General features: G+C 62.8%; 22 protein-coding genes. 14 read left to right on the forward strand and 8 right to left on the reverse strand.

Features of this window, described 5'->3' with window-relative positions:
- The first annotated feature begins 4 nt into the window (after nucleotides 1–4).
- Complete coding sequence (locus PQ467_RS18410; RefSeq protein ID WP_274176986.1) at nucleotides 5–601, forward strand: cytochrome c; 597 nt, start codon at nucleotides 5–7, stop codon at nucleotides 599–601.
- Between the two features lie 43 nt (nucleotides 602–644).
- On the opposite strand, the gene PQ467_RS18415 is transcribed toward PQ467_RS18410, so the two are convergent.
- The 3 genes from PQ467_RS18415 to PQ467_RS18425 all read right to left on the reverse strand — a co-directional run bounded on the left by PQ467_RS18415 (nucleotide 645) and on the right by PQ467_RS18425 (nucleotide 3,308).
- A complete protein-coding gene (locus tag PQ467_RS18415; protein ID WP_274176987.1) occupies nucleotides 645–1,958 on the reverse strand; it encodes a DUF4185 domain-containing protein in 1,314 nt (437 codons plus the stop codon).
- A gap of 82 nt (nucleotides 1,959–2,040) precedes the next feature.
- Nucleotides 2,041–2,841: a hypothetical protein gene (locus PQ467_RS18420; RefSeq protein WP_274176988.1), complete on the reverse strand. Its 801-nt coding sequence runs from the start codon at nucleotides 2,839–2,841 to the stop codon at nucleotides 2,041–2,043.
- An 86-nt stretch (nucleotides 2,842–2,927) separates the two neighbouring features.
- Nucleotides 2,928–3,308, reverse strand: coding sequence for a DUF6152 family protein (locus PQ467_RS18425; RefSeq protein ID WP_274176989.1), 381 nt, complete (start codon nucleotides 3,306–3,308; stop codon nucleotides 2,928–2,930).
- Nucleotides 3,309–3,682: 374 nt separating this feature from the next.
- Between PQ467_RS18425 and PQ467_RS18430 the strand changes: the two genes are divergently transcribed.
- Together PQ467_RS18430 and PQ467_RS18435 are read left to right on the forward strand one after the other, a co-directional pair.
- Nucleotides 3,683–4,978, forward strand: a complete 1,296-nt coding sequence (locus PQ467_RS18430; RefSeq protein ID WP_274176990.1) for a hypothetical protein — start codon at nucleotides 3,683–3,685, stop codon at nucleotides 4,976–4,978.
- A gap of 86 nt (nucleotides 4,979–5,064) precedes the next feature.
- Nucleotides 5,065–6,462: a serine hydrolase domain-containing protein gene (locus tag PQ467_RS18435; protein WP_274176991.1), complete on the forward strand. Its 1,398-nt coding sequence runs from the start codon at nucleotides 5,065–5,067 to the stop codon at nucleotides 6,460–6,462.
- A 16-nt stretch (nucleotides 6,463–6,478) separates the two neighbouring features.
- Here PQ467_RS18435 and PQ467_RS18440 read toward each other — a convergent pair whose 3' ends face one another.
- Nucleotides 6,479–7,735 carry a helix-turn-helix domain-containing protein gene (locus PQ467_RS18440; RefSeq protein ID WP_274176992.1) on the reverse strand — a complete coding sequence of 419 codons (1,257 nt, stop codon included), beginning with the start codon at nucleotides 7,733–7,735 and terminating at the stop codon, nucleotides 6,479–6,481.
- Between the two features lie 250 nt (nucleotides 7,736–7,985).
- Here PQ467_RS18440 and PQ467_RS18445 point away from each other — a divergent pair, with 250 nt between their 5' ends.
- Nucleotides 7,986–10,400: a TonB-dependent receptor gene (locus tag PQ467_RS18445; RefSeq protein WP_274176993.1), complete on the forward strand. Its 2,415-nt coding sequence runs from the start codon at nucleotides 7,986–7,988 to the stop codon at nucleotides 10,398–10,400.
- Nucleotides 10,397–11,104 (forward strand): hypothetical protein, encoded by a 708-nt coding sequence (locus PQ467_RS18450; protein WP_274176994.1) that lies wholly within the window; start codon nucleotides 10,397–10,399, stop codon nucleotides 11,102–11,104. Before PQ467_RS18445 ends, PQ467_RS18450 begins: the two co-directional genes overlap by 4 nt.
- Nucleotides 11,105–11,160: 56 nt before the next feature.
- Here PQ467_RS18450 and PQ467_RS18455 read toward each other — a convergent pair whose 3' ends face one another.
- Together PQ467_RS18455 and PQ467_RS18460 are read right to left on the reverse strand one after the other, a co-directional pair.
- A complete protein-coding gene (locus PQ467_RS18455) occupies nucleotides 11,161–11,964 on the reverse strand; it encodes an SDR family NAD(P)-dependent oxidoreductase (RefSeq protein WP_274176995.1) in 804 nt (267 codons plus the stop codon).
- Nucleotides 11,961–12,788, reverse strand: a complete 828-nt coding sequence (locus PQ467_RS18460) for a 2-keto-4-pentenoate hydratase (RefSeq protein ID WP_274176996.1) — start codon at nucleotides 12,786–12,788, stop codon at nucleotides 11,961–11,963. Before PQ467_RS18460 ends, PQ467_RS18455 begins: the two co-directional genes overlap by 4 nt.
- 288 nt (nucleotides 12,789–13,076) lie before the next feature.
- Between PQ467_RS18460 and PQ467_RS18465 the strand changes: the two genes are divergently transcribed.
- From PQ467_RS18465 to PQ467_RS18505, 9 genes are read left to right on the forward strand one after another with little or no spacing between them, the layout of a single operon-like run.
- A complete protein-coding gene (locus PQ467_RS18465) occupies nucleotides 13,077–14,534 on the forward strand; it encodes an aldehyde dehydrogenase family protein (protein ID WP_443193036.1) in 1,458 nt (485 codons plus the stop codon).
- A 41-nt stretch (nucleotides 14,535–14,575) separates the two neighbouring features.
- Nucleotides 14,576–15,613, forward strand: coding sequence for a WD40/YVTN/BNR-like repeat-containing protein (locus PQ467_RS18470; protein ID WP_274176998.1), 1,038 nt, complete (start codon nucleotides 14,576–14,578; stop codon nucleotides 15,611–15,613).
- Nucleotides 15,600–16,073: a VOC family protein gene (locus PQ467_RS18475; RefSeq protein WP_274176999.1), complete on the forward strand. Its 474-nt coding sequence runs from the start codon at nucleotides 15,600–15,602 to the stop codon at nucleotides 16,071–16,073. The genes PQ467_RS18470 and PQ467_RS18475 overlap by 14 nt, the downstream gene beginning before the upstream one ends.
- A gap of 33 nt (nucleotides 16,074–16,106) precedes the next feature.
- Entirely contained in the window at nucleotides 16,107–16,715 is a 609-nt protein-coding gene (locus PQ467_RS18480) for an amino acid synthesis family protein (protein WP_274177000.1), read from the forward strand.
- 3 nt (nucleotides 16,716–16,718) lie between these two features.
- The gene (locus PQ467_RS18485) at nucleotides 16,719–17,645 is read left to right on the forward strand and encodes an alpha/beta fold hydrolase (RefSeq protein ID WP_274177002.1); all 927 of its coding nucleotides are present in this window, start codon (nucleotides 16,719–16,721) and stop codon (nucleotides 17,643–17,645) included.
- Nucleotides 17,646–17,662: 17 nt separating this feature from the next.
- Nucleotides 17,663–19,225 (forward strand): acetolactate synthase large subunit, encoded by a 1,563-nt coding sequence (locus PQ467_RS18490; protein WP_274177004.1) that lies wholly within the window; start codon nucleotides 17,663–17,665, stop codon nucleotides 19,223–19,225.
- Nucleotides 19,222–19,968, forward strand: coding sequence for an SDR family NAD(P)-dependent oxidoreductase (locus PQ467_RS18495; protein ID WP_274177005.1), 747 nt, complete (start codon nucleotides 19,222–19,224; stop codon nucleotides 19,966–19,968). Before PQ467_RS18490 ends, PQ467_RS18495 begins: the two co-directional genes overlap by 4 nt.
- A gap of 31 nt (nucleotides 19,969–19,999) precedes the next feature.
- Nucleotides 20,000–20,545 carry a cytochrome b gene (locus tag PQ467_RS18500; RefSeq protein ID WP_443193028.1) on the forward strand — a complete coding sequence of 182 codons (546 nt, stop codon included), beginning with the start codon at nucleotides 20,000–20,002 and terminating at the stop codon, nucleotides 20,543–20,545.
- Nucleotides 20,546–20,571: 26 nt separating this feature from the next.
- Nucleotides 20,572–21,993 carry an NAD-dependent succinate-semialdehyde dehydrogenase gene (locus PQ467_RS18505; protein ID WP_274177007.1) on the forward strand — a complete coding sequence of 474 codons (1,422 nt, stop codon included), beginning with the start codon at nucleotides 20,572–20,574 and terminating at the stop codon, nucleotides 21,991–21,993.
- 60 nt (nucleotides 21,994–22,053) lie between these two features.
- On the opposite strand, the gene PQ467_RS18510 is transcribed toward PQ467_RS18505, so the two are convergent.
- Both PQ467_RS18510 and PQ467_RS18515 read right to left on the reverse strand, forming a co-directional pair.
- Nucleotides 22,054–23,763 carry an amidohydrolase gene (locus PQ467_RS18510; RefSeq protein ID WP_274177008.1) on the reverse strand — a complete coding sequence of 570 codons (1,710 nt, stop codon included), beginning with the start codon at nucleotides 23,761–23,763 and terminating at the stop codon, nucleotides 22,054–22,056.
- A 64-nt stretch (nucleotides 23,764–23,827) separates the two neighbouring features.
- Entirely contained in the window at nucleotides 23,828–25,816 is a 1,989-nt protein-coding gene (locus tag PQ467_RS18515) for a TonB-dependent receptor (RefSeq protein WP_274177009.1), read from the reverse strand.
- Nucleotides 25,817–26,073 lie beyond the last annotated feature (257 nt).

Raw genomic sequence — 26,073 nt, forward strand, 5'->3', positions numbered from 1 at the left:
GGTGATGAAGGGTGAAAACAGATTGATTCGATTGGGCACGATGGCCTTGCCTGCGGCCTTGATTGTGCTGGCGGTATCGGCGTGCGGCGAGCGAAAGGATGCGGGGCAGGCCCAACCGGGGGAATTGGCGGCGGCCACGCCTTTCCTGCCCATCGTTTCGGTCAAGGAGTTGATGGATTCGACCGTCGATCCGGCGGCAGACGGCGTGTGGGACGCGGTGGGCACGGTTTCGTCGGCCAAAGGCGTCGACCATCACCAGCCGCGCAATGCCGAGGAATGGCAGGCCGTTCGCCGCCATGCCGTCACGCTGGCCGAAGCGATGAATGCGGTGATGATTGATGGCCGTCATGCGGCGCCTGCCGACACCAAGGCGGGGCTGGGCGAGCAGGAGCCGGCCCAGATCGATGCCGCGATCAAGGCCAATCCGGCCCAGTTCAACCAGTTTGCCACCGCCACGCGCGATGTGGCGGTCGACATCATTGCGGCGATCGACCGCAAGGATACCGCTGCGCTGATGCGCCTGGGCGGAACGCTGGATGATCGCTGTGAAGCGTGTCATGTGACCTATTGGTATCCCAATTCGCCCCGGCCCAAGACCTGATCCGCGATCGGGGGCGCCCGGCGGCCCGGACCTTCGGGCGCCTTCATCGCAGGACAAGATCCACCCGTTGGGCATTGAAGGAGAACCCCGGCATATAGCGGCGCAGGAACTGCGTCTCGACCAGGGCCTTTTCCGCAAGGCCCTCCGCTGCGGCCAAGGCCGCCTCCAGCAGTTTCTCGTCCCGCCCGAATTCGCGAATACCTTTTAGATCCGACCAGACGAGCCAGAAGGAACAGCCGTCATCTGCGATCCATCCCGGCGCGATCTGCGGGGCATAGGCGCGAGCCTCGCGATCCCCGCCGGGGCACCACGCGGCATCCTCGTGGATCTGGCGCCACGGTCCCCATGGGTTGGGCGCAATCCACAGACCAAAATAGCTGGGCCGGCCAAATTCCGTTCCGTCGCTCGCCACGCCGATCCCGGCGCTTGCCATCATATAGCACCCCAGCGGCGCATTATAGATCACGCTGGGAAGCCAGCTTTCGACGACAAGATCGCCGGGAAACAGATTGGTATAATTGACCCAGCCCGCTGGAAAACGGTGGACCGGACGCCGCCGGGCGATGTCGGCCGACCAGACGGCACGGCCTTGCGCATCATGCCCGGCAAAGAAGCGATAGGCCGAACGCTGGGTGATCGCCTCGGGTCTGACGCGAAACAGCAAAAGCTGGTTCATCAACCCGTCGGTGCTGCCGTTCAGACCGTAAATATAGAGCCAGCCATCGGGCGCGGCAGGATGGCCGCGCATCGGTTGGAGAATGCTGAGCAGCGAGAAGGCGCCGTCCGCCTCGTTGAAAAAGGTGAAACTGTCGCGCGATTGCTGGGGCCAATCTTCCCAGACCACAGGGGTCGTACCGTCGCGATTGCGCCATGTCCGGCCATCGTCGGCCGACCAGATGAGTTTGGCCCCGCTCCAGCGCTGGGGCCGCTCGGCCGCATTGTCATGCGTGGCGACGAATTGGTAAATATGTTCGCCCAATTGAATGACGCCGTGTCCGTAATAGCGGGGCGCTTCAGGCGGTCGGGCGGTTCGGTTCAGATCGGGATAGTGAGGCGTCACGGCAAAACGCGCGTTTTGCGGGGCGCCATCGACCGTCCAGAGCCGGGTGTTGTAAAACGCGGTCGGCGGATCGGCCCAGCCGGGACCGTCGTTGACCACAACCAGTTGCGTGCCATCAGGCCGCAGCGTCATCTTGTAACCATCGCCAAGGCCGCCCAGCCGCAAGACGGTTTGGTCGCGAGGTGTGGCGCGGATAATGCCAGGATCGGCAAGGCGAGGATCGGAAGCCCGGGCCAGCCCGGTCGGCAGGGCCAGAGCCGTCAACGATTGGGCGAGGAAGTGGCGCCTGCTGGTCATGGGCGATTTCCTTTCATGCACATCGCAAACCCGGCCCGCCAAGGCGGAAGGCCGGGTATGGACGATGATAAAATTTCCGATTTCACTTTATTTCATCGGAGGTCTTCATCTCCACCGTGCCGTCGGCCTTGACCTTGAGCAGGGGGTCTTCACGCTCGCAGAAATATTCCATGATTTCATATTGCGGGTTGCGCTTGTAACCATAGGTGAAGCGATAGGGCTTGAGCAGCATCTTGGGGTCTTCGATGGTGATCTGGTCCTCCATCAATTCAGGCCCCGTGCGGCGGATGCGCTCGGTGATGGTCATGTCGGCGCTGTGCGGGATTTCAAAGAAGCGCACATCTTCCTTGACCCCCCGCGTGGTCAGCACCAGCGTATTGCCTTCCCAGCGGCCGGTCGTCATGCCGTAAAACGAGGGCGTGATGTCGTCCAATTTGGGCTGCGCACGGTTCAGATAGATACGCCGCGTCTGGGTCAGGAATTCGGCCAGAACCGTGACCCGTCCCGGAGTCTGTAGGATTTCGATCGGGAAAATCGCCCCCATGATCATCGGCATGCCTTCGGGCATGCATTGCGTGCTGGGATCGACCAGCGGCGTGCCCGCCTTCAGGGCGGCATCACGCTTGTCACGCAGCGCTTTCCATTCGGCGGCATAGGGTTCGCGCAGGGTCGGACCGTCGCCGGGCACAGGCAATTCACGAAAGGTGTTTTCATCGCCCGCAAACGGGTCGGGATAAAGTTCCCAAACGCCGCTGACGTCGCGGGGCGCAACGGCTTTGCTTTTGGCGACGGGCGCTTTGGCATTGGCGGCCTGTGCCGTGCCGGTATGGGCCATCATCATTGCCGCCATGGCCGCAGCACAGGCAAATGTCGTAAAACGCATCATATTCTCCCTGTGCGGCCGTCTTGTTGCGACCGCATCGCGTCTTGATCGCCCGCGCCCGCCGGGCGCAGGCCCCCGGACCAAATTTACCAGCCGCTCAGCGTGCGTCCGTCGGCCAGCTTCACCGTCTTGAGCATCCCGCCCGGCTTGCCGTTGCGCAGGGGATAGAAGGTGACATCCACCGCATCGCCCTGCTTGAGTGTGTTAAACTTCCAACCCGCCTTGCTCATCATGTTCACGCTGCTGCATTCCAGCGCATAGCTGGTGTTCACGCCGCCCGCATTGACGCTGACCACCACAAAGGAATGCGGGTTGGTGAAGCGGAATTCGGTTACGGTGGCATGGGTTTTGGTGTCGATTTTCGTCTGGTCGAACATGGCAAAGGAATGATGCGCCATCGCCGGCGAGACAACGCCCAGCCCCAGCAGACCGCCGGCCACGAGCAGCTTCAGGTTCATCGAAATCATTGCAGAAAGGCTCCTCTCGTACGGGATGGAAGCGGTGGATCGATGCCGCGCCGGACCGGGTGCCTTTCAGGCATCACGGCAGCACAGCGCCGCAGCATCACGTCCATGCGCGTCCTTGTCCGCAACGCTGGCGAAAATGGGCGTTGGGAGCGACGGGATTACTGTTGCGAAACCGTTACAGCTTCTGCAATTTCTTGTGATATGATGGGTTTGCCGGCTTGGCATCGCATGGGGCAAGATGCGCTTGCGATATTTCAGATTTGGAACAAATAGTATAAAAACACATGAATTGTTGAATTTTGATAGACGGATGATTCCCCATGTCTAGCGCTCCGCCTGCCCCATTTTCCGCGTCTGAGGCGCATGCGCAGGCCATGGGTGAAGCCGTTGCGCGGATGCGCGCGGCGCTGGAGCGGAACAGGTCAGAAAGGCTGCTCGCGCTCTTCGACTATTTGGTGGAGAGGGCCGATGAGCCAACCGCACCCTCCGAATCCCAGATCGCCGCCGCCGTATTCGTCGATGCTCGCAGTCCCGCCTATCGCCCCGACGCGAATGTGCGGGTCTATGTCCATCGACTGCGCAAGTTGATCGATGCCGAATTTGCCGACCATCACGGCCCCTCTTTGCGCCTGCCTGCCGGAACCTATCGGCTGGAACTGGTGGGTGATGCGGTCGAAGAAGGGGCTTTGCCCGCGCGCGATGCCTTGATCGATGGCTTGATCGATGTACGCCCGCGCCTGCGCGCAGGAATGGCGGTTTGGTTGCTGGTGCTGGTGGTTTTGACGGGCGCGGCGGCCGGTTTTGTCTGGTGGCAGCGGGAGCGAGGCCAAACACTGGCCACCGTCTCGCCATGGTCGGCGATGGCGGCGAGCAACCGGCCTATCGCGGTGGTGATGGGCGATTATTACTTCTTTACCGAAACGCCTCCCTCCGCCCCGCCCGACCGGCCTTTGCGCGAAATATGGGATCACAATGTGCCCACCCGCGAGGATCTTATCATTGTCCAGATGCTCAATCCCCAAAAAGCCGAAGCGGTGAGGGACAGGGATCAGCATTATGTGACGGCCGCCACCATGAGCGCGGCTGCCACCATCCGGGCCGCTCTGATACGTGATGAGGCATTCCGCAACCGCACCATTCGCCTATATGCCGCTTCGCAATTGACGCCCGATGTGCTGAAGGTCTCCGACATCATCTATGTCGGGCAAATGGGCGGCATCGGAAACCTGCTGCGTGATCCGCTGACCCAGGCATCGCGCTTTCGCCTTGATACGGGGATGGACGCGCTGGCCGATACCGTCGGCGGCAAGCGGTATCAGTCGGACGGCATGGAACTGCATGACGAGCGCATTGCCCGGCGCGATTACGGCTATCTGGCCTGTTTGCCCGGTCCTGCGGGCAATACGGTGCTTTTCATCGCTTCTCTCCACGATCCAGGCTTGAGCGAAATGGCCGAACTGAGCACGGATGCTGCAAGAATGCGCGCGGTGGCGCATGGCCGCATGGGTTGCGGCGGGGGTTTTGAAGCGCTGTTTCAGGTGCGAACATTGGGCAGCGCTCATCTCGGCTCGACCTGGCTGCTGGACCGTCCGGCAAAAGTTCAGGGTATTTGGGATAATTCCGCACCGGCGCCGGAATTCCGGTTGGACAATGCCGCTTCTGCGCCTTGATGCCCTCGGTCGATCAGGCCGCAACTGGTACAATTCGGGCCGCTTGAGCAATACAAAGTCGCCCTTGGCCGTGGTGTGATGGTGCCATGACGATTTTGCCTTTGAAGGCGGCGCTGGCCGCGATACTCCTGTCGATGGGCCTTGTGCCCGCGGTTGTCCGTGCCGATGCCATCGAGGAGCGAGTGCGTCAGGAAATGGTGCGCGGCGATGTGCCGGGTGTGGCCGTGGCTGTTGTGCGCGATGGGCAACCCCTGCGTATCGAAGGCTTTGGTTTTGCCAATATCGAGCATCAGGTTCCCGTCCATCCCGACACGCTGTTCAAGACGGGCGCCTTGGGCATGCAGTTCACGGCCGCCGGGGTCTTGCTGTTGGCCGAAGAGGGCAAGCTGGATCTGGATGCTTCGGTGCGGCGCTATCTGCCCGAATTGCCCCAAAGCTGGCAACCGGTCAGCTTGCGCCGGATGCTGAACCATACCTCGGGTTTGCCCGCGACGCCCAATGGCGATTTCCGCGTGGAATATTCCGATGCCCAGATGCTCGACATCATCGCGCACGAAAAACCGAACTTTCCCGCAGGCGCTCGCTGGCGCTTCAGCTATGTCGATTATGTGGTGCTTGGTCAGGTCATGGCGCGTGTGACGGGGCAACCCTATGCGCGCTTTCTGGTGGACAGGATCTTTGCGCCGCTGGGCATGATGCGGGCGCGCGGCATTGATGAAATGGCGATCATTGCCAATCGCTCGGCCGGTTATGAACGGCGCGACGGCCATTTGCGCAATGCCGAATGGATATCGGCGGCCGCCAATTCCACGGCGGATGGTTCGCTCTACCTCTCGGTGCTGGATTATGCGGCATGGGCCGCCGCCATGAGCCGACAGAGCCTGTTGGCCAAGTCGTCCTGGGCCGCGATGGGACAGCCTGCGCGTTTGGGCAATGGAGCGGCCTGTCACTACGGTCTGGGCTGGTATTTGGACGACAAGGCATGGTGGCACGGCGGATCGTGGCAGGGGTTCCAGACCTTTGCGATCCGCTATCTCAAGCCGGAATTGACCGTGGTGGTGCTGGCCAACGGCGAGGGGGCCGAGGCCGAAGGGCTGGCGCGTGACCTGGCCGGATTGGTCGAGCCTGCATTGGCAAGACAAGATGCGGCGCCCATCCTTGACACCGACCCGGCCATGACGGCGCAGGTGGCGGCGCTGCTTGATGCGGTGGCGTCCAATCGCGTGGCGGCCCATGACTTTGCCGACTATGCGGCCCTTGATCTCAAAGAGATGGTCGCACAATATTCAGGCCTGCTGCAAGGGTTGGGGGCGCGAAAGGATCTGGCGCTCTTTGCGAAAGCCGATCAATGCGGCGAGCCATCATGGCGTTATCGCGCTCATTATCGCGATCAGGTGATTGAACTGCGGCTTGTAAAGGCGGCCAATGGGCGGATCGGCAATCTGGAAATCGTGCCGGTGAACCGGTGGAATGCGCCGCTCTGAAAACGGCCCGCGCTTGTCAGCGCAATCCGTGCGCGGCGACAAGGCGGCTGTCCATCAGCATGCCATCGCGCGAGTGGAACTCATAAAGCGCTTCAAAATGTCGTTTGCGCCCGATGCGGGCGGAAATTTGTTCCAGACTTTCCGGATTAGCGGCAATGCTGCCCATCTGGTCGGTGGCAAAATCGCCCATGCCCGCGGTGATCAACAGCCCGCGTCCCGCAGGTCCGGGCAGGTTGGCCAGATAGCCGTAATCGGTGCGAACGGCATGCTCATCGGCAAGCGGGGGCGATCCGCGAAATACCTGGCCGCTGGCGGGATCGGTGATAGTGTCCATGGCCGTCAGACGAAACTGCGTTTGCGCGCCCACAGTTGCCGACAGTGGCCCCAGATTGGCAATGCGCCCGACATATACGACATTGCCCCCCGCCAGCATCGCCGGTTTAACCTTTGAAGCGGGCAGTACGGCGGGGCGACGGCGCGGATTTTCGCCGGTATTGGGCAGCGCCTGGAGTATGGTCCAGGCCGCCTGCGCGCTGGAGACAGGGGTAAAGCGCAGGTCGAAATCGTAAAGGCGATAAAATTCCTCGGGATGCGTGCGGATATGCTGGCCCAGGTCTTCGCGCGATTTGATCGCCGGGTCCAATATCATGCGCTGTACCGCCTTGCGGTCCCCCGTCTCGGCCAGCCCATAGGCATCACCCACCAGTATGAGGGGCTGCGTTCCGGCATCCAACCCGCGTGACAGGACGCTGGCATCGCGTCTGGCATCCTGTTGCGACGCGGGGGGCCACACTGCCCATGCCGCCATGGCCGCCACGCCCAGCCCCGCCGCTGCGGCTATGGGCCACCAGCGCCTGGCCTGATGTGACGCAGGGGGCGGGGGGGGCGACGGTTCGGGTGATGGTGGTATCGGCTCCTGGCTGTCGGGCATGGCCAGTGCGATGCGGTATTCGCCCTTGGGAATAATCAGACGCGGCCCGGCTTCACCGCGATAATGGTCATCAAGCCGCTTGCGCAGGCGGTGAACATAGACACGCACACCGGAATCCGCGCCTGAATCCTGAACGCCGTCCGTCCCGAAAACGGCCAGTGCGACCTCGATTTCTTTGGGCGCGCGGACGTCGCCTGATCGTTCGGCAAGGTAATCGAACAGGCGCAGCTGCAACACCGAACGACCCGCAGCAATCGCTTTGCGCATCCGCGCGACTTCGGCATCGAAGATTTCGGCGTGGTCGCGGTGCGTGGGGGAGGCAGGGGACGATTCGCCGGACACTGAAACCTCATCAAGTAAACAATATTAGCCTTTCTAGCATTTCTGTTGCAGAAAGGAAATATGGCGACAAGGCCGCCCGGCGCGCGCATGATGCAGGCTCTCTTGGCTCTGGATGCCGGGAATGTAACGGTTTCGCAACTGTAAAACCTTCGTCTTTACAACTGTATTCGCGGCAGCCTGCTTCTGCTCAGCCGTGCGCCAAAGGCGTTGGAAAATAGCGGCGGGACAGATGTTACAGGGAGAAATAACAATGACTTCGACGCAGCGCGCGCACCGTGTTTCACACATGCGCAACGGTCTGTCGGCGGGGCTGGCGATGTCTGCCTTGCTGATGGCGTCACCTGCGCTGGCGCAGGATGGGGGCGGAGCGGCATCCGCACGCAATGCCGACGCGCCGCCTCCGGGCGAGATTGTCGTTACCGCCACGCGCAAGGCCCAATCACTCAGCCGCGTGCCCGCGAGCGTGGTCGCCAAGAGCAGCGTGGAGCTGGATACGCAGGGCGTGCGGTCGATCGCCGATATCGCGCAGGTAACGCCAGGCATCACCTTCGGCCAGTCCGCCGTTCTTTACGGCACCGGCCAGACCTCGATCGCGATCCGCGGCATCGATTCCGCCTCCGGGATCCCGACTACGGGCGTCTATATCGACGATACGCCGGTGCAGACCCGCGTGGGCGTCAGCCCGTCGCTCAGCAATCCCTATCCGCAGGTGTTCGATCTTGACCGCGTTGAGGTGCTGCGCGGACCGCAGGGCACTCTGTTCGGCAGCGGCTCGGTGGGCGGGGCGGTGCGCTTCATCATGCCCAAGCCCAGCTATGACAAGATCTCGATGTATGACCGCGCCGAAGTGGGCACTACGCATAATGGCGCGGCCAGCTATGAGGGCGGCGTCGCGCTGGGCGCGCCCATCGTGACCGACAAGATCGGCTTTCGCGTGAGCGCATGGACCCGTCATGACGGCGGCTATATCGACCGTCTGGATCGGACCACCAAACAGGTCACGCAAAAAGACATCAACAGTTCGGACACGGTGTCGCTGCGCCTGGCGGTCGGCGCGCGGGCCACGGACCGTCTGACGATCACGCCTTCGATCTTCTATCAGTATCAGAACATTGCCGATGGTTCGCGCTTTGAAGTTGCCGCCTCGGATCTGGCCCATGCCGATCAGCGTTTGAGCCTGAATACAAGGCCCGAACGGCACCGCGACGATTTCTATCTGCCCGCGCTCAAGGTCGAGCTGGATCTGGGCCGTGCCACGCTGGTTTCCGACACGTCCTATTTCCATCGCACCACCCGGACGCAGAGCGATGACGCCACGCTGAGCCTGACGCTGTTTGGTGGCGTGGTCGGCACCATCCCAAGCCAGTTCCAGAACTATGCGCCGGGCACGCAAAGCCACACGATCCAGAAATCCTTTACCCAGGAGCTGCGCCTGCAGAACAACAATGCCAACGACCGTTTCAACTGGATCGTCGGCCTGTTCTATCAGCGCTCCTTTGTGCAGGACCAATATGCGGGCAGCGATCCGCAATTGCTGGATGTCGTGAATTACGCTCAGGCGCAGAGCGGCAATCCGCCCTACACCTCGCTGATGGATGCCTATGGGGTCGATCTCTATCAGGGCCAGTTCAGCGTGTTTCAGCGCAACACCCACCGCGATCAGCAAATGGCCGCCTATGCACAGGCCGATTATGAAGTAGTGCCCCGGCTTAAGCTGACGCTTGGCGGGCGCTATACCATTGCCAAATATCAGTTTGAAGGTTTCACCGCCGGGCCGCTCTACACAACGCCGGGCCGCACCGACAGTCTGGGCACCACCAGCCACACGTTCACGCCGCGCCTAGGGGTGACGTTTCAGGCCGATCCGCGCAATATGTTCTATGTCAGCGCCGCCAAGGGCGTACGCGGGCCCGGCGTTTCGCCGCCCGTGGGCCTGACCTGCACCAGCGATGCTGCGGCCATCGGCTTTGATCCGCTCGCCTCGCTCAACGTCAAGCCGGACTCGATCTGGAGCTATGAGGCAGGAAGCAAAAACCGTCTGTTTGGCGGCAAGCTGGCCATGGATGCCTCGATCTATCATATTGACTGGAACAATGTGCAGACGCTCCTGGCCCTACCGACCTGTTCGATCTATGCCGCGCTCAATCTTGGTTCGGCCAAGGTTGACGGGTTCGATCTGGCGGTAACCTTGCGGCCCGTTCGTTCGCTCACGCTGGGCGCTTCGGTGGCCTATACCAATGCGCGCTACACCTCGGCCATTCCGGGGCCGAACGGAACCACCATCCGCAAGGCAGGCGAGCCCTTTGCCGTGGCGCCGTGGTCGTTCCAGCTCAACGGTGAATTCACGCAACCGATTGGCGGCATCGAAGGCTATGCCCGCGCCGATTTTTCGTACAACAGCCACAACGGCAAGCCGGTCGATGTCAATTCGCCGCTGGTTGATCCGGCGCTGCCGCGCCCGCCGGCCACATCGCAGCTTGATCTGCGCGTCGGCGGCCGGATCAAGGCGGATTGGGCGGATCTTGATCTCAGCCTCTATGCCAACAATGTGACCGACAGCCAGCCCATCATGGCGCTTTATCACGATTCCCCGATCTCGACCTGGTATCGCGCAGGCAGTTTCCGCCCTCGCACGATCGGTCTTACCCTGACGGCGCGCAAGTGAGGCGCGCGCTGTTTGTCATGGTCAGCGCTTTTGCAGCGCTGACCAGCACTCCGGCTTGGGCGGAGCCCGATTTCTCCGGCGTCTGGAACCGCTATCCGGCCTATCCCGACACGTTTTCCGGCCTGCCCGACCCGCCCGAACTGCAAGTGGTGGAACCGCCCCTGCGCGAGCCATATCTGGCGCAATGGCGGGCCATGCAAAAGCGGCGCGCCGATGCCGATGCGGCGGGCACGCCTTTGCCGACCCCCAGTTCGCAATGCCTGCCCGAGGGGGTTCCCGGCCTGATGGGCGCGCATTACGCTTTGCAGATCTTGCAAAATCCCGCGCTCAAGCAGGTAACGGTGCTGGGCGAGTTCATGTCACAGATCCGGCGCATCTATCTTGATGAACCGCTGCCCTCGATCAAAGAGATCAATCCGGGTTACTTCGGGCGCTCGACCGGCCATTGGGCGGGTGAGGCGCTGGAGGTGGAAACCGCGGGTGTGCGCGAGGATGTGCAATATGCCGATATCCCGCATTCGGCCGATATGATGGTGCGCGAAAGGTGGCATCTGCGGGCCGACGGCATTCTGGCCGATGATGTGACGATCACCGATCCGCAATACCTGACCCGTCCCTATACGTTCACTTTCCTCTATAAGCGTGAGCCCAAGGACTATCGCATTGAGGAATATGTCTGTGAGCAGGTAAAGGTTGGCCAATAAAAAAGGAGCCAGATCCGGACATCCGGGTCTGGCTCCTTTATGTGCCAAGCGGTGGATTACAGGAAAACCGCGCGCGAGAGGCCGCCGTCAACAGCGATCGATTCCCCGGTGATCCCGCTGCCCAGTTCACTGGCCAGGAACACGATTGGATCGGCCACTTCATGCACTTCCAGCATGCGCTTGAGCGCGGCGGGCGCGCCGGCTTCGCGCTCGACAATCGCTTCGAAGGTCGTGCCTTCCTCGGCGGCCATTTCGTTGAACCATTGTTCGATATGTTCGGTGCGCGTCACGCCGGGATGAATGATATTGACGGTGATGCCGTCGCGGCCCAATTCATCTGACAGCGTCTTGGTAAAATGCACCAGCGCCGCGTTCCGCATTCCGCTCAACGCCTCGGTGCAGCGCGCGGTCAGGCCGCCGACATTGACGATACGGCCCCATCCGGCCTTGCGCATGTGGGGCGCACAAGCCTTGGCCGTGCGGAAATAGCCCATCAGCTTGGTGTTGAGGTCGAGCAGCAGTGCGTCCTCGTCGGCTTCTTCAATGGCGTTGCGGACCAGGCCGCCGGGGGCCGCCGCGCAATTGACCAGAATATGTACGCCGCCGAAATGCGCCACCGTGGCATCGACCAGAGCCTGAACCGCCGCCATGCTGGTGGTGTCGGCGGGAATGGCCAGAACCTCGCCGCCGGTTTCCTCGCGCAATTGCGCGGCGGCCGCTTCCAGCGTTGCTTTCGTGCGCGCGGCGATCACCACCTTTGCGCCGGCGGCTGCCAGCTTACGTGCGGTTTCCTTGCCGATGCCCACGCCGCCGCCCGTAATGATGGCCACCTTTCCGGCCACGCCCAATTCCAATGTCATGCTTCGCTCCTCATCTGATCCTTGGCAAAGGTAGTCGTAACCGTGCCTGTTATTGTCTTGTCCGGCGTACCGAAATGCGCGGTCACGCCTTTGTCTGTGGCGATTTGCGTGATCCCGGTCATGCTGCCGCAAGCGATGATCTGATGCTCCCGCAGGTTTTCGCCCCGCCGCCCAAGCCAGGCGGCCAGCCAGCCCAGCGCCAGCAGCGGATGGCCCATGACGGCGCTTGCTGCGCCATAGACCGGTTCGGCCCCATCCGGTTGCAGCGATACAGTGCCTTCCGCCAGCCCTTCGTGCCAGCGCTCGGCCAGCAGATCGCCGGTCACAATCGCGTGAAGCAAACCATTGTCGGCCACGATCCCCGCAGGCGACAGATCATCATCGGCAAAACTGCTCGTGCAGATTTCGAGGCCCAGCCAGACCCGGTCAATCACCTCGGCCATCGTGGCCAGCGAGGGTAGATCGGTCATGACAGGCATGTCCTTGCCAATGCGGATCAGCAATTCGGCCTCGGCATACACGGGGCGATCATCGTGAGCAGGCGTGGCGAGCGGGGCCAGATCGGTCAGCGCGATGCGCCCCACCAGCGGCCCGTCCAGCCCCATCGCCTCCTGCGCTCGCGCGCTGGTCGCGGCCAGCTTGTAGCCCGCCAGCGGCTCGTCGCGCAGGGCAAAGGCGGCCTGCTGCACATGATAGGCCTGATCCAGCGTGAGCGCGGCGGCAATCTCATGTTCGACATGGCCAAGGGCGCGGCCGGTGGCGCGCGCATGGGCCAGCGATTGCGCCAGCAAGGCTTCCGGGTCTGCCCAAGGAGCCTGTGTCATGAAGATTCTTCCCCATTGAATTCCTGTTGACGACGATCATGCCTAGATTGTCTCGTTATAGCAACAGAAAATGGAAAAACTTTTTGATTGTTTCCTTTTTGATGTCGCGCTATCCCTAACTCGACTCGGGAAAGACCGAGAATTGGCGGCGCATGCTTTTGCGACGCACCACAGGAATTTTTGCCGTTCGGGTGCTGGAAAGCGGCGCTGCGCGGACGGGAATTGGGGAGAAATTCGATGGCCTTGGTGGAAAATGCCTATGACGTGGCACAGCGTCTGACCCAGGACATGGCGGGCAAGGTGCAGGGCCTGCTGATCGACGGCCAGCGGGTGCCCGCGCTCTCGGGCGAGAGCTTTGCCACGATCAACCCGGCCACGGGCGAGGAAATCGCGCAGGTGGCCCGCGGCGGCGCCGCTGATATCGACCGCGCGGTGGCGGCTGCCCGGCGCGCCTTTGAAAATCCGGCATGGCGCCGGATGAACGCCAATGACCGCTCGCTGCTGCTCTATCGTCTGGCCGATCTGATCGAGCAGCATGCTGATGAACTGGCGGTGCTGGAATGCCTCGACAATGGCAAGCCCTGGCTGTTCACCAAGGCGGTGGAGATCGAAGGCTCGATCAAGACGTTCCGCTATTTCGCAGGCTGGCCGACCAAGTTTGGCGGCGAAACACTGCCCGTATCGCCCCGCAGCGGCGCGCGCATCCTTAACTACACGACGCGCGAGCCGGTGGGCGTGGCGGGGCTGATCGTGCCTTGGAACTATCCGATGTCGATGGCGGCGTGGAAGATCGCCCCGGCTGTTGCAGCGGGTTGCTGCGTTATCCTCAAGCCTGCCGAACAGACCCCGCTTACCGCTCTTCGCCTTGGCGAACTGGCGCTGGAGGCGGGCTTTCCGGCGGGCGTCATCAATGTCGTGCCCGGTTTTGGCGAAGCGGGCGCGGCGCTGGTCGAGCATCCCGGCGTGGACAAGGTGGCCTTCACCGGGTCGACAGCCGTTGGCAAGGCGATCGTGCGCGGCAGCACGGGCAATCTCAAGAAGGTCAGCCTCGAACTGGGCGGAAAATCGCCCCAGATCGTGCTGGCGGACGCGGATCTCGATGCGGCCGCGGCCAGCATCGCAGCAGGCATCTTCTTCAATCAGGGCCAGACCTGCACCGCCGGTTCGCGCCTCTATGCCCATGCCAGTGTGGCCGATGAATTGCTGGAAAGGATCGCGGCCCATGCCGCCGCGCAAAAGATCGGCAATGGTCTGGACGATGCCACCACCTTTGGTCCGCTTATCTCGCAGGAGCAGTGGGATGTCGTCAGCGGCTATGTGAACATCGGCCAACAGGAAGGCGCACGCGTGCTGACCGGCGGGCGGCGCCCGGCGGATCAGGCCAAGGGGTTCTTCTTTGAGCCCACCATTCTGGCCTCGGCCGGTCCGGACATGCGCGTGGTGCGCGAAGAAATCTTTGGCCCGGTGCTTTCCGCGCTGACCTGGACCGATCCCGAAGAATTGGTGCGTCAGGCCAATGACAGCGAATTTGGCCTTTCGGCTGGGATTTGGACCAATGATCTCAAGACCGCGCATCGCATGGCCGAGGCGGTCAAGGCGGGTACGGTGTGGATCAATTGCTTCAACATGGTCGATCCGGCCAGCCCGTTCGGCGGGTACAAGCAATCGGGCTGGGGCCGCGAACATGGCCGCGCCGCGATGGAACTCTACAGCGAGACGAAGAGCGTGTGGGTCAATCTCAGCTGAGATTTTTGAGCCGACAGCCAACAGATAGTGGAAGAGCGAAAATGCAAAAGACGCTTTTGGTATCGACCGACGGACAGGCGATCATGCGCAGCCATGATGGCGGCACGAACTGGTATCGGATCAACGTGGGCCAGGATCTGGAATATGATGATTGCGTGCGCTGCCTGCTCGTGGACCCCCGTCAAAACGGCGCGATCTGGGCGGGCAGCGAACGCGGCCTGTTCCGCAGCGAGGATTGCGGCGCGCATTGGCATCAGGTTGATTGCGCGCTGAACGGTTTTGCGGTTTGGAAATTGGCCGTTTCGGAAAGCAACCCGGATTACATGTATGCCGGGACCGGATCGCCCACCCGCGCCGCCTTTTTCCGCAGCACGGACGGTGGCAAGACGTGGGAGCAGACCGATCTGCTGATGCCCGAGCGCTGCGCCGGGGTCAGCCGTCCGCGCATGCTGGCGCTGGCGGTCAATCCGCATGACCCGCTCGATGTCTGGGTGGGCGTGGAAGAAGGCGGCCTGTTCCGCACGCTAGATGGTGGCAACACATGGGCGCGGCTGGATGAGGAATGGCCCCATCATGCGGGCAATTCCGACATCCATGACATCGTGATCCTGCCCGCTCCGGCTGGTCAGGAAGACACGGTTCTGGTGCTGGTGGTCAATGCGCTTTACCGCTCGACCGATGGCGGGCAGACGTGGACCCGTATGCATGCCCGCGAGACCTGGGGCCTGCGCTATGCCCGCGTGCTGCTGCGCAAACCGGGCAGCGACCGCGAACTGGCGATCGGCATCGGGGATGGCACCCCGGGCAACACGGCGGCGGTGCTGGTGTCCAGCGATGCAGGCGAGACATGGGCACCGGGCAAGCTGGATTATCAGCCCAATTCCTGCCTTTGGGCGTTTGGCGCCAATGCGGCCTTGCCCGATCTGATGATGGCGGGCACCAAGTTCGGGCATCTTTTCATCAGCGAGGATGGCGGCCACAATTGGGCCAAACAGCGGCGCGAATTCAGCGAAATTACCGGCATGGCCTGGGTGCCGGGCGTGCCCTCGGACATGGAGCTGCCCCATGAAACCCATTAAAGTGAAGCGGATCGCCCATATCGTTCTGTATGTGAAGGATCCCGATGCTTCTGCACAGTGGTATGCCAATGTGCTGGGCATGGAGGTTTCCGCCCGCGTTCAGGACGGGCCGTACAAGGGCGGCGTGTTCCTGACCTTTGGCGAGAGCGACCACGACATCGCGCTGTTTCCCGCCCAGGAGGGCGCCACTACGGGTAGGGAATTCGAACATATCGGCCTGCAACTGGTCAGCCGCACGATGGATGATCTGCGACGCGCCTATGGCCATTTGCTGGCCAATGACGTGCGGATTGCAGAAATCCTCGACCATGGCGTTTCGGTGGGCATCTACTTCTATGATCCCGACGGCCACATGCTCGAAGTGTTTCACCAGTTGACTGACCATGCCGACGGCAAGGCCATCGCCCAACTGCATGACAATGGCGGTCAGGCCGACCCCACCCATCTCGACCCGTTGTAACAGCCGGTCCAATACCCATTCCGGAGAGAATTCATGACGACGCACACCCCCAATTTCGGGCCCTTTCACATCCGCAAGTGGTATGGTTTTGTGGATGAAACGCTGGCCGGAGAAACCGGCGCGGCGGCTGATGGCGAACCGATCTACAAGTATGTGATCGCGGCGGCCATTCACTGCCCCTATGCCGGCCAATATGTCGAGGACCTGACCGGCTGGATCGATGCTTCGCCCGCGCTGGGCGTTGAAATCGGGCGCCGTCTTACGGAACTGAGCGGCGGCAAGGCGATCGAGAGCTATGGCAAGGCCATTCTGGTGGGCACCGATTGCGAATATGAACATGGCAATGCGCTGCTGACCAATCCTGCGGCCAATCCGGTGCGCGATGCGGTGGGCGGCGGCAAGAGCTGGGTGCCTTCGACCGGCAAGCGCGGCGTGCCCGGCACGATTGTGGACATTCCGCTGGCGCATAAGGACGCGCTCTATGTCCGATCGCATTATGATACGATCAGCGCCAGCTTTAACGATGGGCCGAACCGCGATGAAGTGATCCTGATCTGGGCCTTTGCCACGCGCGGCCGCCTCAACGCCCGTCTGGGCGGATTGAAGGCCAGCGAGGTCAAGGGCGAAGACGGACTGGTATAAGCCATGGCACATGCGCAAGACCTGATGGCCGACAACAGGCCGCCCGAGGAGCCGGTCGGCCTTGAGGATGAGCGGGTTTCGTTCATCGAGGCCAATGGCCTGCGCCTGCGCGTGCGGGAATGGGGGCGGGCCGACGCGCCTGCCCTTGTCGCCCTGCATGGGCTGCGCGGTTTTTCCGGCACATGGCGGGCGCTGGCTGCATCGCTGGGCGCGGGCTGGCGGGTGATCGCGCTGGATCAACGCGGGCGCGGCGAAAGCGATTGGGATGCGCAGGCCAATTATTACACCGACGCCTATCTGGCCGATCTGGAGGCGCTGGTCGATGGATTGGGGCTGGAGCGCTTCGTGCTGCTGGGCCATTCGATGGGGGGAACCACATCCTATGTCTATGCAGCCAAACATCCGGAGCGGCTCAACGCGCTGATTATCGAGGATATCGCGCCCGGCTCCTCGATCAGCGGGGCCGGGGCCGAGCGGATCAAGGCCGAAATGGCCGCCCTCCCGCTCAGCTTTGCCGATTGGCGCGAGGCGCGGGCCTATTGGCGCCGCACCCGTCCCAGCGTCAGCCTTGCCGCGCTGGAGCAGCGCCTGTGGGAAAGCCTGCGTGAAACGCCTGATGGCCGGGTTGGCTGGCGCTATGATGCCGCAGGGATCAGCGCCACGCGGCTCGACCCCGATCCGGCGCGGGTGGTCGATCTCTGGCCGGTGGTGGAAGGCCTGCGCGTGCCGACATGCGTGATCCGGGGGGCGAAATCGGATTTTTGCCCGCTCGCCACGGTGCAGGAGATGGAGCGGCGCAATCCGCGCATCAGCCACGTCAGCGTCGAGGGTGCAAGCCACTATGTCCATGACGACAGGGTGGATCAGTTCAACGGTCTGGTGGCCGGATTTTTGGCCGGCGTGGCATCCGCGCAGGCATCGGGCGAATAAGTCCAATATTGGGGAGCATGGGTCAGGTGAGCAAGATTGAGGAAAATGGCGCGGTTGCCCTGTTGCGGACGCTTCGTCTGGGCGGCGCGCGCATCTGCTTTGCCAATCCCGGCACGACTGAACTGACCATGGTGCGCGCCATGGCCGATGTGCCCGAACTCAAGACCGTGCTCTGCCTGTTTGAAGGCGTGGCCACGGGGGCCGCCGACGGCTATTCGCGCGTTTCGGGCGAAGTGGCGCTGACGCTGCTGCATCTGGGGCCCGGTTTTGCCAATGGCATCGCCAATCTGCACAATGCGCGCCGCGCCCATTCGCGCATCGTCAATCTGATCGGCGACCACGCCACTTGGCATCTGGCCTATGACGCGCCTTTGACCAGCGATATCCGCTCGCTGGCCTCGCCGGTATCGGCGCAGGTGATTTACACCAGTGATGCCGCGCAATTGGGTGAGGATGCGGCGCGGGGGCTGCGCGCGGCGCGGGTGGCGCCCGGCGCGATCACTACGCTTGTCCTGCCCACCGACGTCATGGATGCACCCGCCGTTTCGGATCAGCCGGAGGATCTTGGCGATACCGCGCCCGCGGCCGCTCCGGTGGACCGGATTGCAAGCGTGGCCCAATGCCTGCGCGGCGAAGGGGCCAAGGTTTTGCTGCTGGGCGGCAATACGCTGGGCGAAGCGGGCATTCGCGCGGCGGAAAAGGTGGCGCGCCGCACCGGCGCGCGCATCCTTATGGAGCCTTATCCCGCCATTGTCACGCTGGGCGGCGGTCTGCCCCGCGTCGAGCGGCAGGCCTATTTCCCCGATGATGTCATTCGCCAATTGGGCGAGGCCACCGTTGTTCTGGTCGGCGCGCGCATGCCGATCAGCTATTTCGGCTATGAAGGTTTTCCCAGCCAGCTGGTCCCCGATGAACGCCTTGCTCTGCTGACCGAGGCGGGTGAGGACGGGGCCGCCGCGTTGGAGGCGTTGGCCGCGCTGCTCGATGGGCCGGAGGGTGAATTGCCTGCGCTGCCCCCGGTGCCGCCTGCAACGGTCGGCCTCAATGCCGACGCCGTGGTCGAGGCCCTGCTGCCGCGCCTGCCCGAGGATGCGATCATCTCGCTGGAGGGTTCGACCCTTGGCGGGCCCTGGCTGCGCGAGGCGCATCGCGGCCCCCGGCACCGGGTGATGACCAACACCGGCGGCGCCATCGGTCAAGGGCTGCCCTGCGCGCTGGGGGCGGCTCTGGCCGCGCCGGGGCGGCGGGTGGTCAGTCTGCAATCGGACGGATCGGCGCAATATACGGTCCAGTCGCTGTGGACCATGGCGCATGAAAAGTTGCCCATCACGATCATCATTGCGGCCAACCACCGCTATGGCATCCTGCAGACCGAACTGCGCCGCGCGCAGGCCGATCTGGCCCATCCGGCGATTGCGGGCATGACGGTGCTGGACGATCCGGCCACCGATTGGGTGGCGCTGGCCAAGGCCTATGGCGTTCCGGCCCTGCGGGTGACCGAGGCGGGGCAATTGGGCGCGGCGCTCGATCAAGGGCTGGCCTGCGAGGGGCCGATGCTGATCGCGGTGGAATTGCCGTGAGCCGGGTTGCACTGGTTACCGGCGGCAGCGGCGGGATTGCGCCGGGTATTGTCCATAAGCTGGTGGCCGATGGATGGCAGGTGTTTATCACCGCGCGCCGCGCCGATCCGCTGGAAACGGCGGCGCGGCAACTGGGCGCGCGTGCCATCACTTCGGATGCCACCGATGCCCAGAGCGTGCGCGAACTGGTGCGGCAGGTGGGCGGGATCGACCTGTTGGTCAATGTCGCGGCCAGCAGCACGCCCATCGGCGGGGCGATCGAAACGGTGGATGTCGATGCCTTGATGGGCGATCTGGACACCAAGGTCGGCGGCTATCTGCGCTATATTCAGGCCTTTGCGCCGGGTATGCGGCAAAGGGGCGGGGGCGCGATCGTCAATATCGGCGGTCTCACCGGGCGCTCTTCGGACACGCTGAGCGGTCTGCGCAATGCTGCGATCAGCCATTTCACCAAGGTTCTGGGCGATCAGCTTGGCCCCGACGGGATCAGGGTCAACACAATCCACCCCGGCATTGTGGCCAGCCCGCATCTGGTCGAACTGTTTGACGAAATGGCGCATGAGCGGGGCGTTACACCGGCGCATGTCGAGGCGGATTTCGTCGCGCAGGTGCCGACGCGGCGGGTGATCGATCCGGCCGAAATCGGCGATCTTGTGGTCTTTCTGGCCGGGCCGGGCGCTCGCTCGATCAATGGCGAGTCCATCGCGCTGGATGGCGGCTATTCGCGCGGCATTTATCTTTGACCCGATTAACGCAAGGAAAGGCATGTCAGCCATGGAGCCAGTAAGCCGTTATTCTCTCGCAATGCGTGTGCTGCACTGGTTGCGCGCCTTGCTGATCCTTGGGCTGATTGCGGCGGGCTTCACGATGACCTCGCTGCCCGATACGTCCACCATCAAGTTCACCACGCTCTATCCGATGCACAAGGAGTTCGGGGTGCTGGTCTGGCTGGTCGTGGTGGTGCAATTGGCGATCCGCCTGCAAAGCCGGCTGCCGCTGCCTCCCGTCGGGTTGAAGCCGTGGGAGGCGCATCTTTCGCATGTGGTGCATGTCGCCATGCTGGTGTTGGCCTTTGTCGTGCCGCTGATGGGCTATGGCATGTCGGCAAGCTTTACGCAAAGCGACGGAGTTCCCTTCTTCGGCCTCGAAGTGCCCGAACTCCTGCCCAAGAACGACAACGCCTTTGCCGTGTTTCAACTGCTGCACAAAGTGCTGGCCTATACGCTGCTTGGGCTGGTGGCTCTGCATGTTGCGGGTGTTCTCAAGCATCGATTTTTCGATGCCGATAAAGCCAATGATGTTCTTCCCCGGATGCTGTAATTGCGTCCCTCTATAAAGACAGAAACATGATACAGGCGATTAATTACATTGAGCAGTCCCTGCGCGATTCTGATGGCATTCAGGTCGCCAACCCTGCCACGGGCGAACTTGTCGCCTCGATCCGGTCGTGGAGCGTGGAGGATGTGTCCGGGGCCATCGACCGGGCCGATCGGCTTCGCCCGGCATGGGCCGCCATGACCGCGCAGGAGCGTGCGACGATCCTGATGAAATGGTACAACCTGATCCTGGCCAATGAGGATGTGCTGGCCGAAGTGGTGACGGTGGAGGCGGGCAAACCGCTGGCCGAGGCGCTGGGCGAGGTGCGCTACGGCGCGGCCTATGTCCAATGGTATGCCGAAGAAGGCAAGCGCGCCTATGGCGAGGTCATCCCCAGCTTTGCAACGGATCGTCGCGTTTTGACCCTGCGTCAGCCAGTGGGCACCTGCACCGCGATCACGCCATGGAATTTTCCCGTGGCGATGATTACCCGCAAGGTGGCGCCGGCATTGGCGGCGGGCTGCTCCATCGTGGTCAAACCCGCCGAGGCCACGCCGCTTTCGGCGCTGGTGCTGGAACAGTTGGCGATCCGCGCCGGGGTGCCCGAAGGTTTGTTCGCCGTGACGCCATCGCGCCAATCGGCGGCGGTGGGGCAATTGTTCTGCACCCACCCCAAGGTGCGCAAGCTCAGCTTTACCGGATCGACCCGCGTGGGCAAGATCCTGATGGCGCAGGCCGCCGACCAGGTGCTGCGTCTCAGCCTTGAACTGGGCGGCAATGCGCCGCTGATCGTGATGGATGATGCCGATCTGGATCGCGCGGTGCGCGGCGTAATGGATGCCAAATTCCGCAATGCCGGACAGACCTGTGTCTGCGCCAATCGCATCCTTGTCCATGACGGCGTACACGACGCCTTTGTCGAAAAGCTGGCGGCGGCGGTGTCCTCGCTCAAGGTGGGCAATGGGCTTTTGGCCGATACGCAGATCGGCCCGCTGATTTCGCCCAAGGAGGCCCGGCGCGTGTCGGATCTGGTGGATGATGCGGTGGCGCGGGGCGCCACGGTTGCCGCGCAGGCCCACGGGGGCCCGGACGCATCCGCCTTTGCCACCCCGCGCGTGGTGACGGGCGTGACCCCGGATATGGAATTGGCCAGCGGCGAGATCTTCGGCCCTGTGGCCCCCGTCATCCGCTTTGCCGACGAAGAGGAGGCTATCGCGCTGGCCAATGATACGCCTTACGGCTTGGCGGCCTATCTCTTTACGGGCGATATGGGCCGCGCATGGCGCATGATGGAGGCGTTGGAATATGGCATGGTGGCGATCAATGATGGCCGCCTTTCCAGCGAGGTGGCGCCCTTTGGCGGGGTGAAACAATCCGGCTTTGGCCGCGAGGGTTCGGCGCATGGGCTGATGGAATATATGGAAATCAAATATGCGATGATGGGTCTTTAATTCGACCTCATGGCTTGCAGCAGGGCGGGCGCCGGGATCACCCCCGGCGCCCGTTTTGCCTTATGGTTTTGCCTGATAGACTTCCTTGCCCGCGATCACCGTGCGCAGCACCCGCGTCGCATGGATCTCACGCGGGGGGATGGCGAAAATATCGCGGTCGATGACGATGAGATCGGCCTGTCTTCCCGGCTCCAGTGTTCCCACCCTGTCGCCGATGCCCAGTTGCATTGCGGCCGAAACCGTCATCATGCGCAGGGCGTCGGCCACGCTGACCTTTTGCGATGGGGCAAGGGCGGTGGCGCCGCCGCCGGGCGTTTCGCGCGTGACCAGCGTTTCGATCGCCACCCATGGTGACATGGACGGCACCACCGGCCAGTCCGAGCCGATGACCACCCGCGCCCCCGCATCCAGGGCCTCGCGCACCGGGGTAAAGCGTGCCATGCGCTGCGGCCCGACGGTGCGATAGAGATCCTGAACCGGCGGGCTGGGGAACCAGATGTAGGGCGAAAATTCAAACGTTGCGCCCAGATCGCGCGCGCGGCCGATATCCTCGGGCAGGACGAAATTGCCGTGGGCGATTTCATGATGCGGGCCATAGGTGCCGTTGGCCTTGCGCGCGGCGGCAATCGCATCGAGCGCGGCGTGCACCGAAGCATCGCCCGCCGCATGCAGCTTTACCGTCAGCCCAGCCGCGTCATAGCGGGCAAGGTGCTGCGCAATCGCTTCGGGAGCGATGATGAGTGATCCTCTGGCGCGGCTCGCATCGCCAAAGGCAGCCGCATCGGCATAGGGATCATGCATGGCGGCGGTGTGCGAGTCGGTGGGCACGCCATCAAGGATCATCTTGACGCAGGAAACATCCAGCCCCGGTCTGGCATAAAGATGGCGCTGGGCGATCAGGCCTTGGTCGCTGTCCCACATGCAGGTGCGCACATGCTGGGCCAGACCGCCCGCATCGGACAGGGCGGCATAGGCGCGGGCGTTGGCGGTGGCCATCAGTGCCTCTTCATAGGCGGTGATGCCCTGCGCCAGCATCGCCTGCGTGGCCAGGCGCAGGGCCTCCACACGGTCCCCGTCGCCGGGCGGGGGGACTTTGTTCAGCAGCATGATGGCGGCGTTTTCGCGCAGGACGCCGGTGGGCTCGCCCTTGCTGTCGCGCTCAATCACGCCGCCTGCCGGGTTTTGTGTGTTGCGGTCAATGCCCGCCGCCGCCAAAGCCGCTGAATTGACCCAGACGCTGTGCAGGCTGATGTCATGCAGCACAACCGGGACATGGGGCGCGACGGCGTCCAGGATCCGGCGATGCGGGGCAACCTTGCCCAGCGAGGAGGCATCCCATTGGCCCCCCACGACCCATGCGCCGGGCTTGGCCTGCGCAACGCAGGTTTTGACGGCAGCCACCACTGTGGTCGCAGCGGACCCTTGCGCAAAGCCGCATTCGCGCGCGTGCAGCCCGGCGTCCACCGCATGGACATGCATGTCGATCAGGCCCGGCAGGACCGTCTTTCCGCCCAGATCGACCATGCGTGTGGCCCCGGTGCGGTGGGCGTTCATCTGCGCCTCGTTGCCGATGGCCAGAATGGTGCCTTTGCCGATGGCCACAGCGGTCTGCCATCCGTCGGGTGTGGCAATGCGGCCGTTGATATAAATGGTTTCGGCCGGGGCCGGGGTGGGCGGCGTGATGGCATCCTGAAACTGGGCCAAGGCCGGGGTGGCCATGGTGGTGGCCAGCAGGGCGGCCATGGCGCAGGCGATCAGACGTGAATGCATGGAAATATCCCTGAAACGGTGGGCGCGGCATGCCGGAGAGCTCCGCCAAGCCACGCCCTGTACATTAGAATTTGGCGCCCAGTTCGATCCCAAAGGTGCGCGGCGGCGCCCAGCGGTCCAATCGCTCGGAGAAGGGGGCGAGATAGAAGGAGTAATCGCGATAGCGCTTGTCGAACATGTTGCGGGCAAAGAGCGCGACCGAGAGATGATCCTGCGCAAAGCTGTAGGCAAGGCGGCCATTGGCCAGCAGATAGCCGGGCAGGTTACCGTCGGGCGTGTTCGTCGCCTCGAAATAGGTGCTGGAGTGCCAATTGACATCCACCCGCCCGGTGAGCCTGCCCGCGCCGATGTCCTGTCCGACCTGCGCCCCGGCATTGAGCGAGAAGCGCGGGACAAAGGGCAGGCGATTGCCCGCGCAATTGGTGGCTGGCGCACAGCCGGGGAAATCGGCGTAGGTGGCATCGGTATAGCCTGCACCAAAATTGAGATCGACCGCGCGTACCGGTTTGGCGGTCACTTCCACTTCAAAGCCCTTGATTTTGGCCGCCGCCGCATTGCGGATCTGGAAGGCGGCGCCCACCAGAGCGGAGACCTGAAGATCCTTGTAATCGGTGTAGAAAGCCGCCGCATTGATGCGCAGCTTGTGGCCCATCAGGTCGGACTTGATGCCCGCTTCATAGGACCATGCGTTTTCCGGGCCAAAGCTGATGTTGGTGTCGCCCACGATGTCGGGGTTGAACCCGCCGCTTTTGAACCCGCGCGCGATACTGGCGTAGATCCGGGTATCGGCCACCAGTTGATAGCTGATGCTGGCATTGCCCGAAACATTGGTGTCGCGCCGATGCAATTGGGCGGAAAGATTGGGTAGGGGGACAAAGGACGAGTTGGTCTGGTTGAACACCAGATCCTTGGTTTCCAGATTATAACGCAACCCGCCGCTGAGGGTCAGGCCCGGCAGCGGGCGCCAATTGCCGCTGGCAAAAGCGGCGAAGGCGTCGGTCTTGAGGGTAGAAATGCTGGAAATTGCGCCGAAAAACGCGCTCGGCCCGGGAGGTCCGAAGGCCACTGTCGCACGGTTGGAATCGGCATCCTGATGCAGGTAATAAAGGCCGAGCAGATAATCGGCCCTTCCGCTGGTGGGCGAGGCAAGGCGCAATTCCTGGGTGAACTGTTTGGCTCCATCCTGAAAATCGGAATAGGACAGGGGGATCGGGCGCGAGTCATTGTCGACAATCAGCCGTGAGCGGTTGTCGCCATAGGCGCTGATCGAGGTGATCGTATAGGCACCCAGATGCCAGTCGATGTTGAGATTGGCGCTCCAGATGTCGCGGCTTTGCAGGCTGGGATGGTCCTGCGATACGGTATAGGGATCGGTATAATAGCCGGGAAGGCCCGCAAGCCCGCCTGCGGTGTTGCTGGCCGGTTGGCCCAAGATCATGCGGTCGGCCTGTTTCAGCCAGTTGCCCGTCAGCGCGATGTCAAGCGAGGGCGAAGGTTGCCACAACAATCCGCCGCGCAGCGATTTGCGGTTGAGATTGTTGACCTTGGAATGGTCGTAAAGATTGGTGATATAGCCGTCCCGGCTCGCAATCGAACCGGCCAGCTTGATGCCCAGCTTGTCCGTGACGATGGGCGTGGTGGCAAACAGGCTGGCTTCGGCAAGGCCCAGATTGCCCACGGCCACCTTGCCCTCGGCAATGGTGCGGTCAAGGCTGGGCTTGCGGGTGGTGATGTTGATTGCGCCCGCCGTCGTGTTGCGGCCAAACAGGGTGCCCTGCGGCCCGCGCAGAACTTCCAGCGTGGCGATATCGGGCAATTCCTGATCCGCGCCGCTGGGCCTTACGGTCAGCACGCCATCGACATAGACGCCAAGCCCGCTGTCGAAACCGATATTGCGGGTCTGCGAGACCACACCGCGAATGCCGATGGCGCCGAGCACTGCGCCGCCGCCGTCCTGCGACATGTTGGGCACCGAGGCGACAAGATCCGTCACCCGGTTGACGCTGCGCTCGGCAAGGCCGGTGCCGGTCAAGGCGGTGATGGAAATGGGCACGCTCTGAACATTTTCCTGCCTCTTGCGCGCGACCACCATGATTGTTTCGAGGCCGCCGCCATTATCCGCAGATGGCGCTTCTGCCTGTGCCCGTGCGGGCGTTGCGGCGCAGGCACAGATTGCCAAAGCCAGTATGCTTGTTTTCCCCATTGCTTGTGCTCCCAGAGAGTCTGTTGCTCTGGCGCCATGGTGATGCGGGGCGATCTGGCGGGCATCACCCATTTACGGTATCGCGTGACAAATATTTGCAAAAATGA

Origin of the sequence: Novosphingobium sp. KACC 22771, from assembly GCF_028736195.1 — a bacterium.
Classification (GTDB): Bacteria; Pseudomonadota; Alphaproteobacteria; order Sphingomonadales; family Sphingomonadaceae; genus Novosphingobium.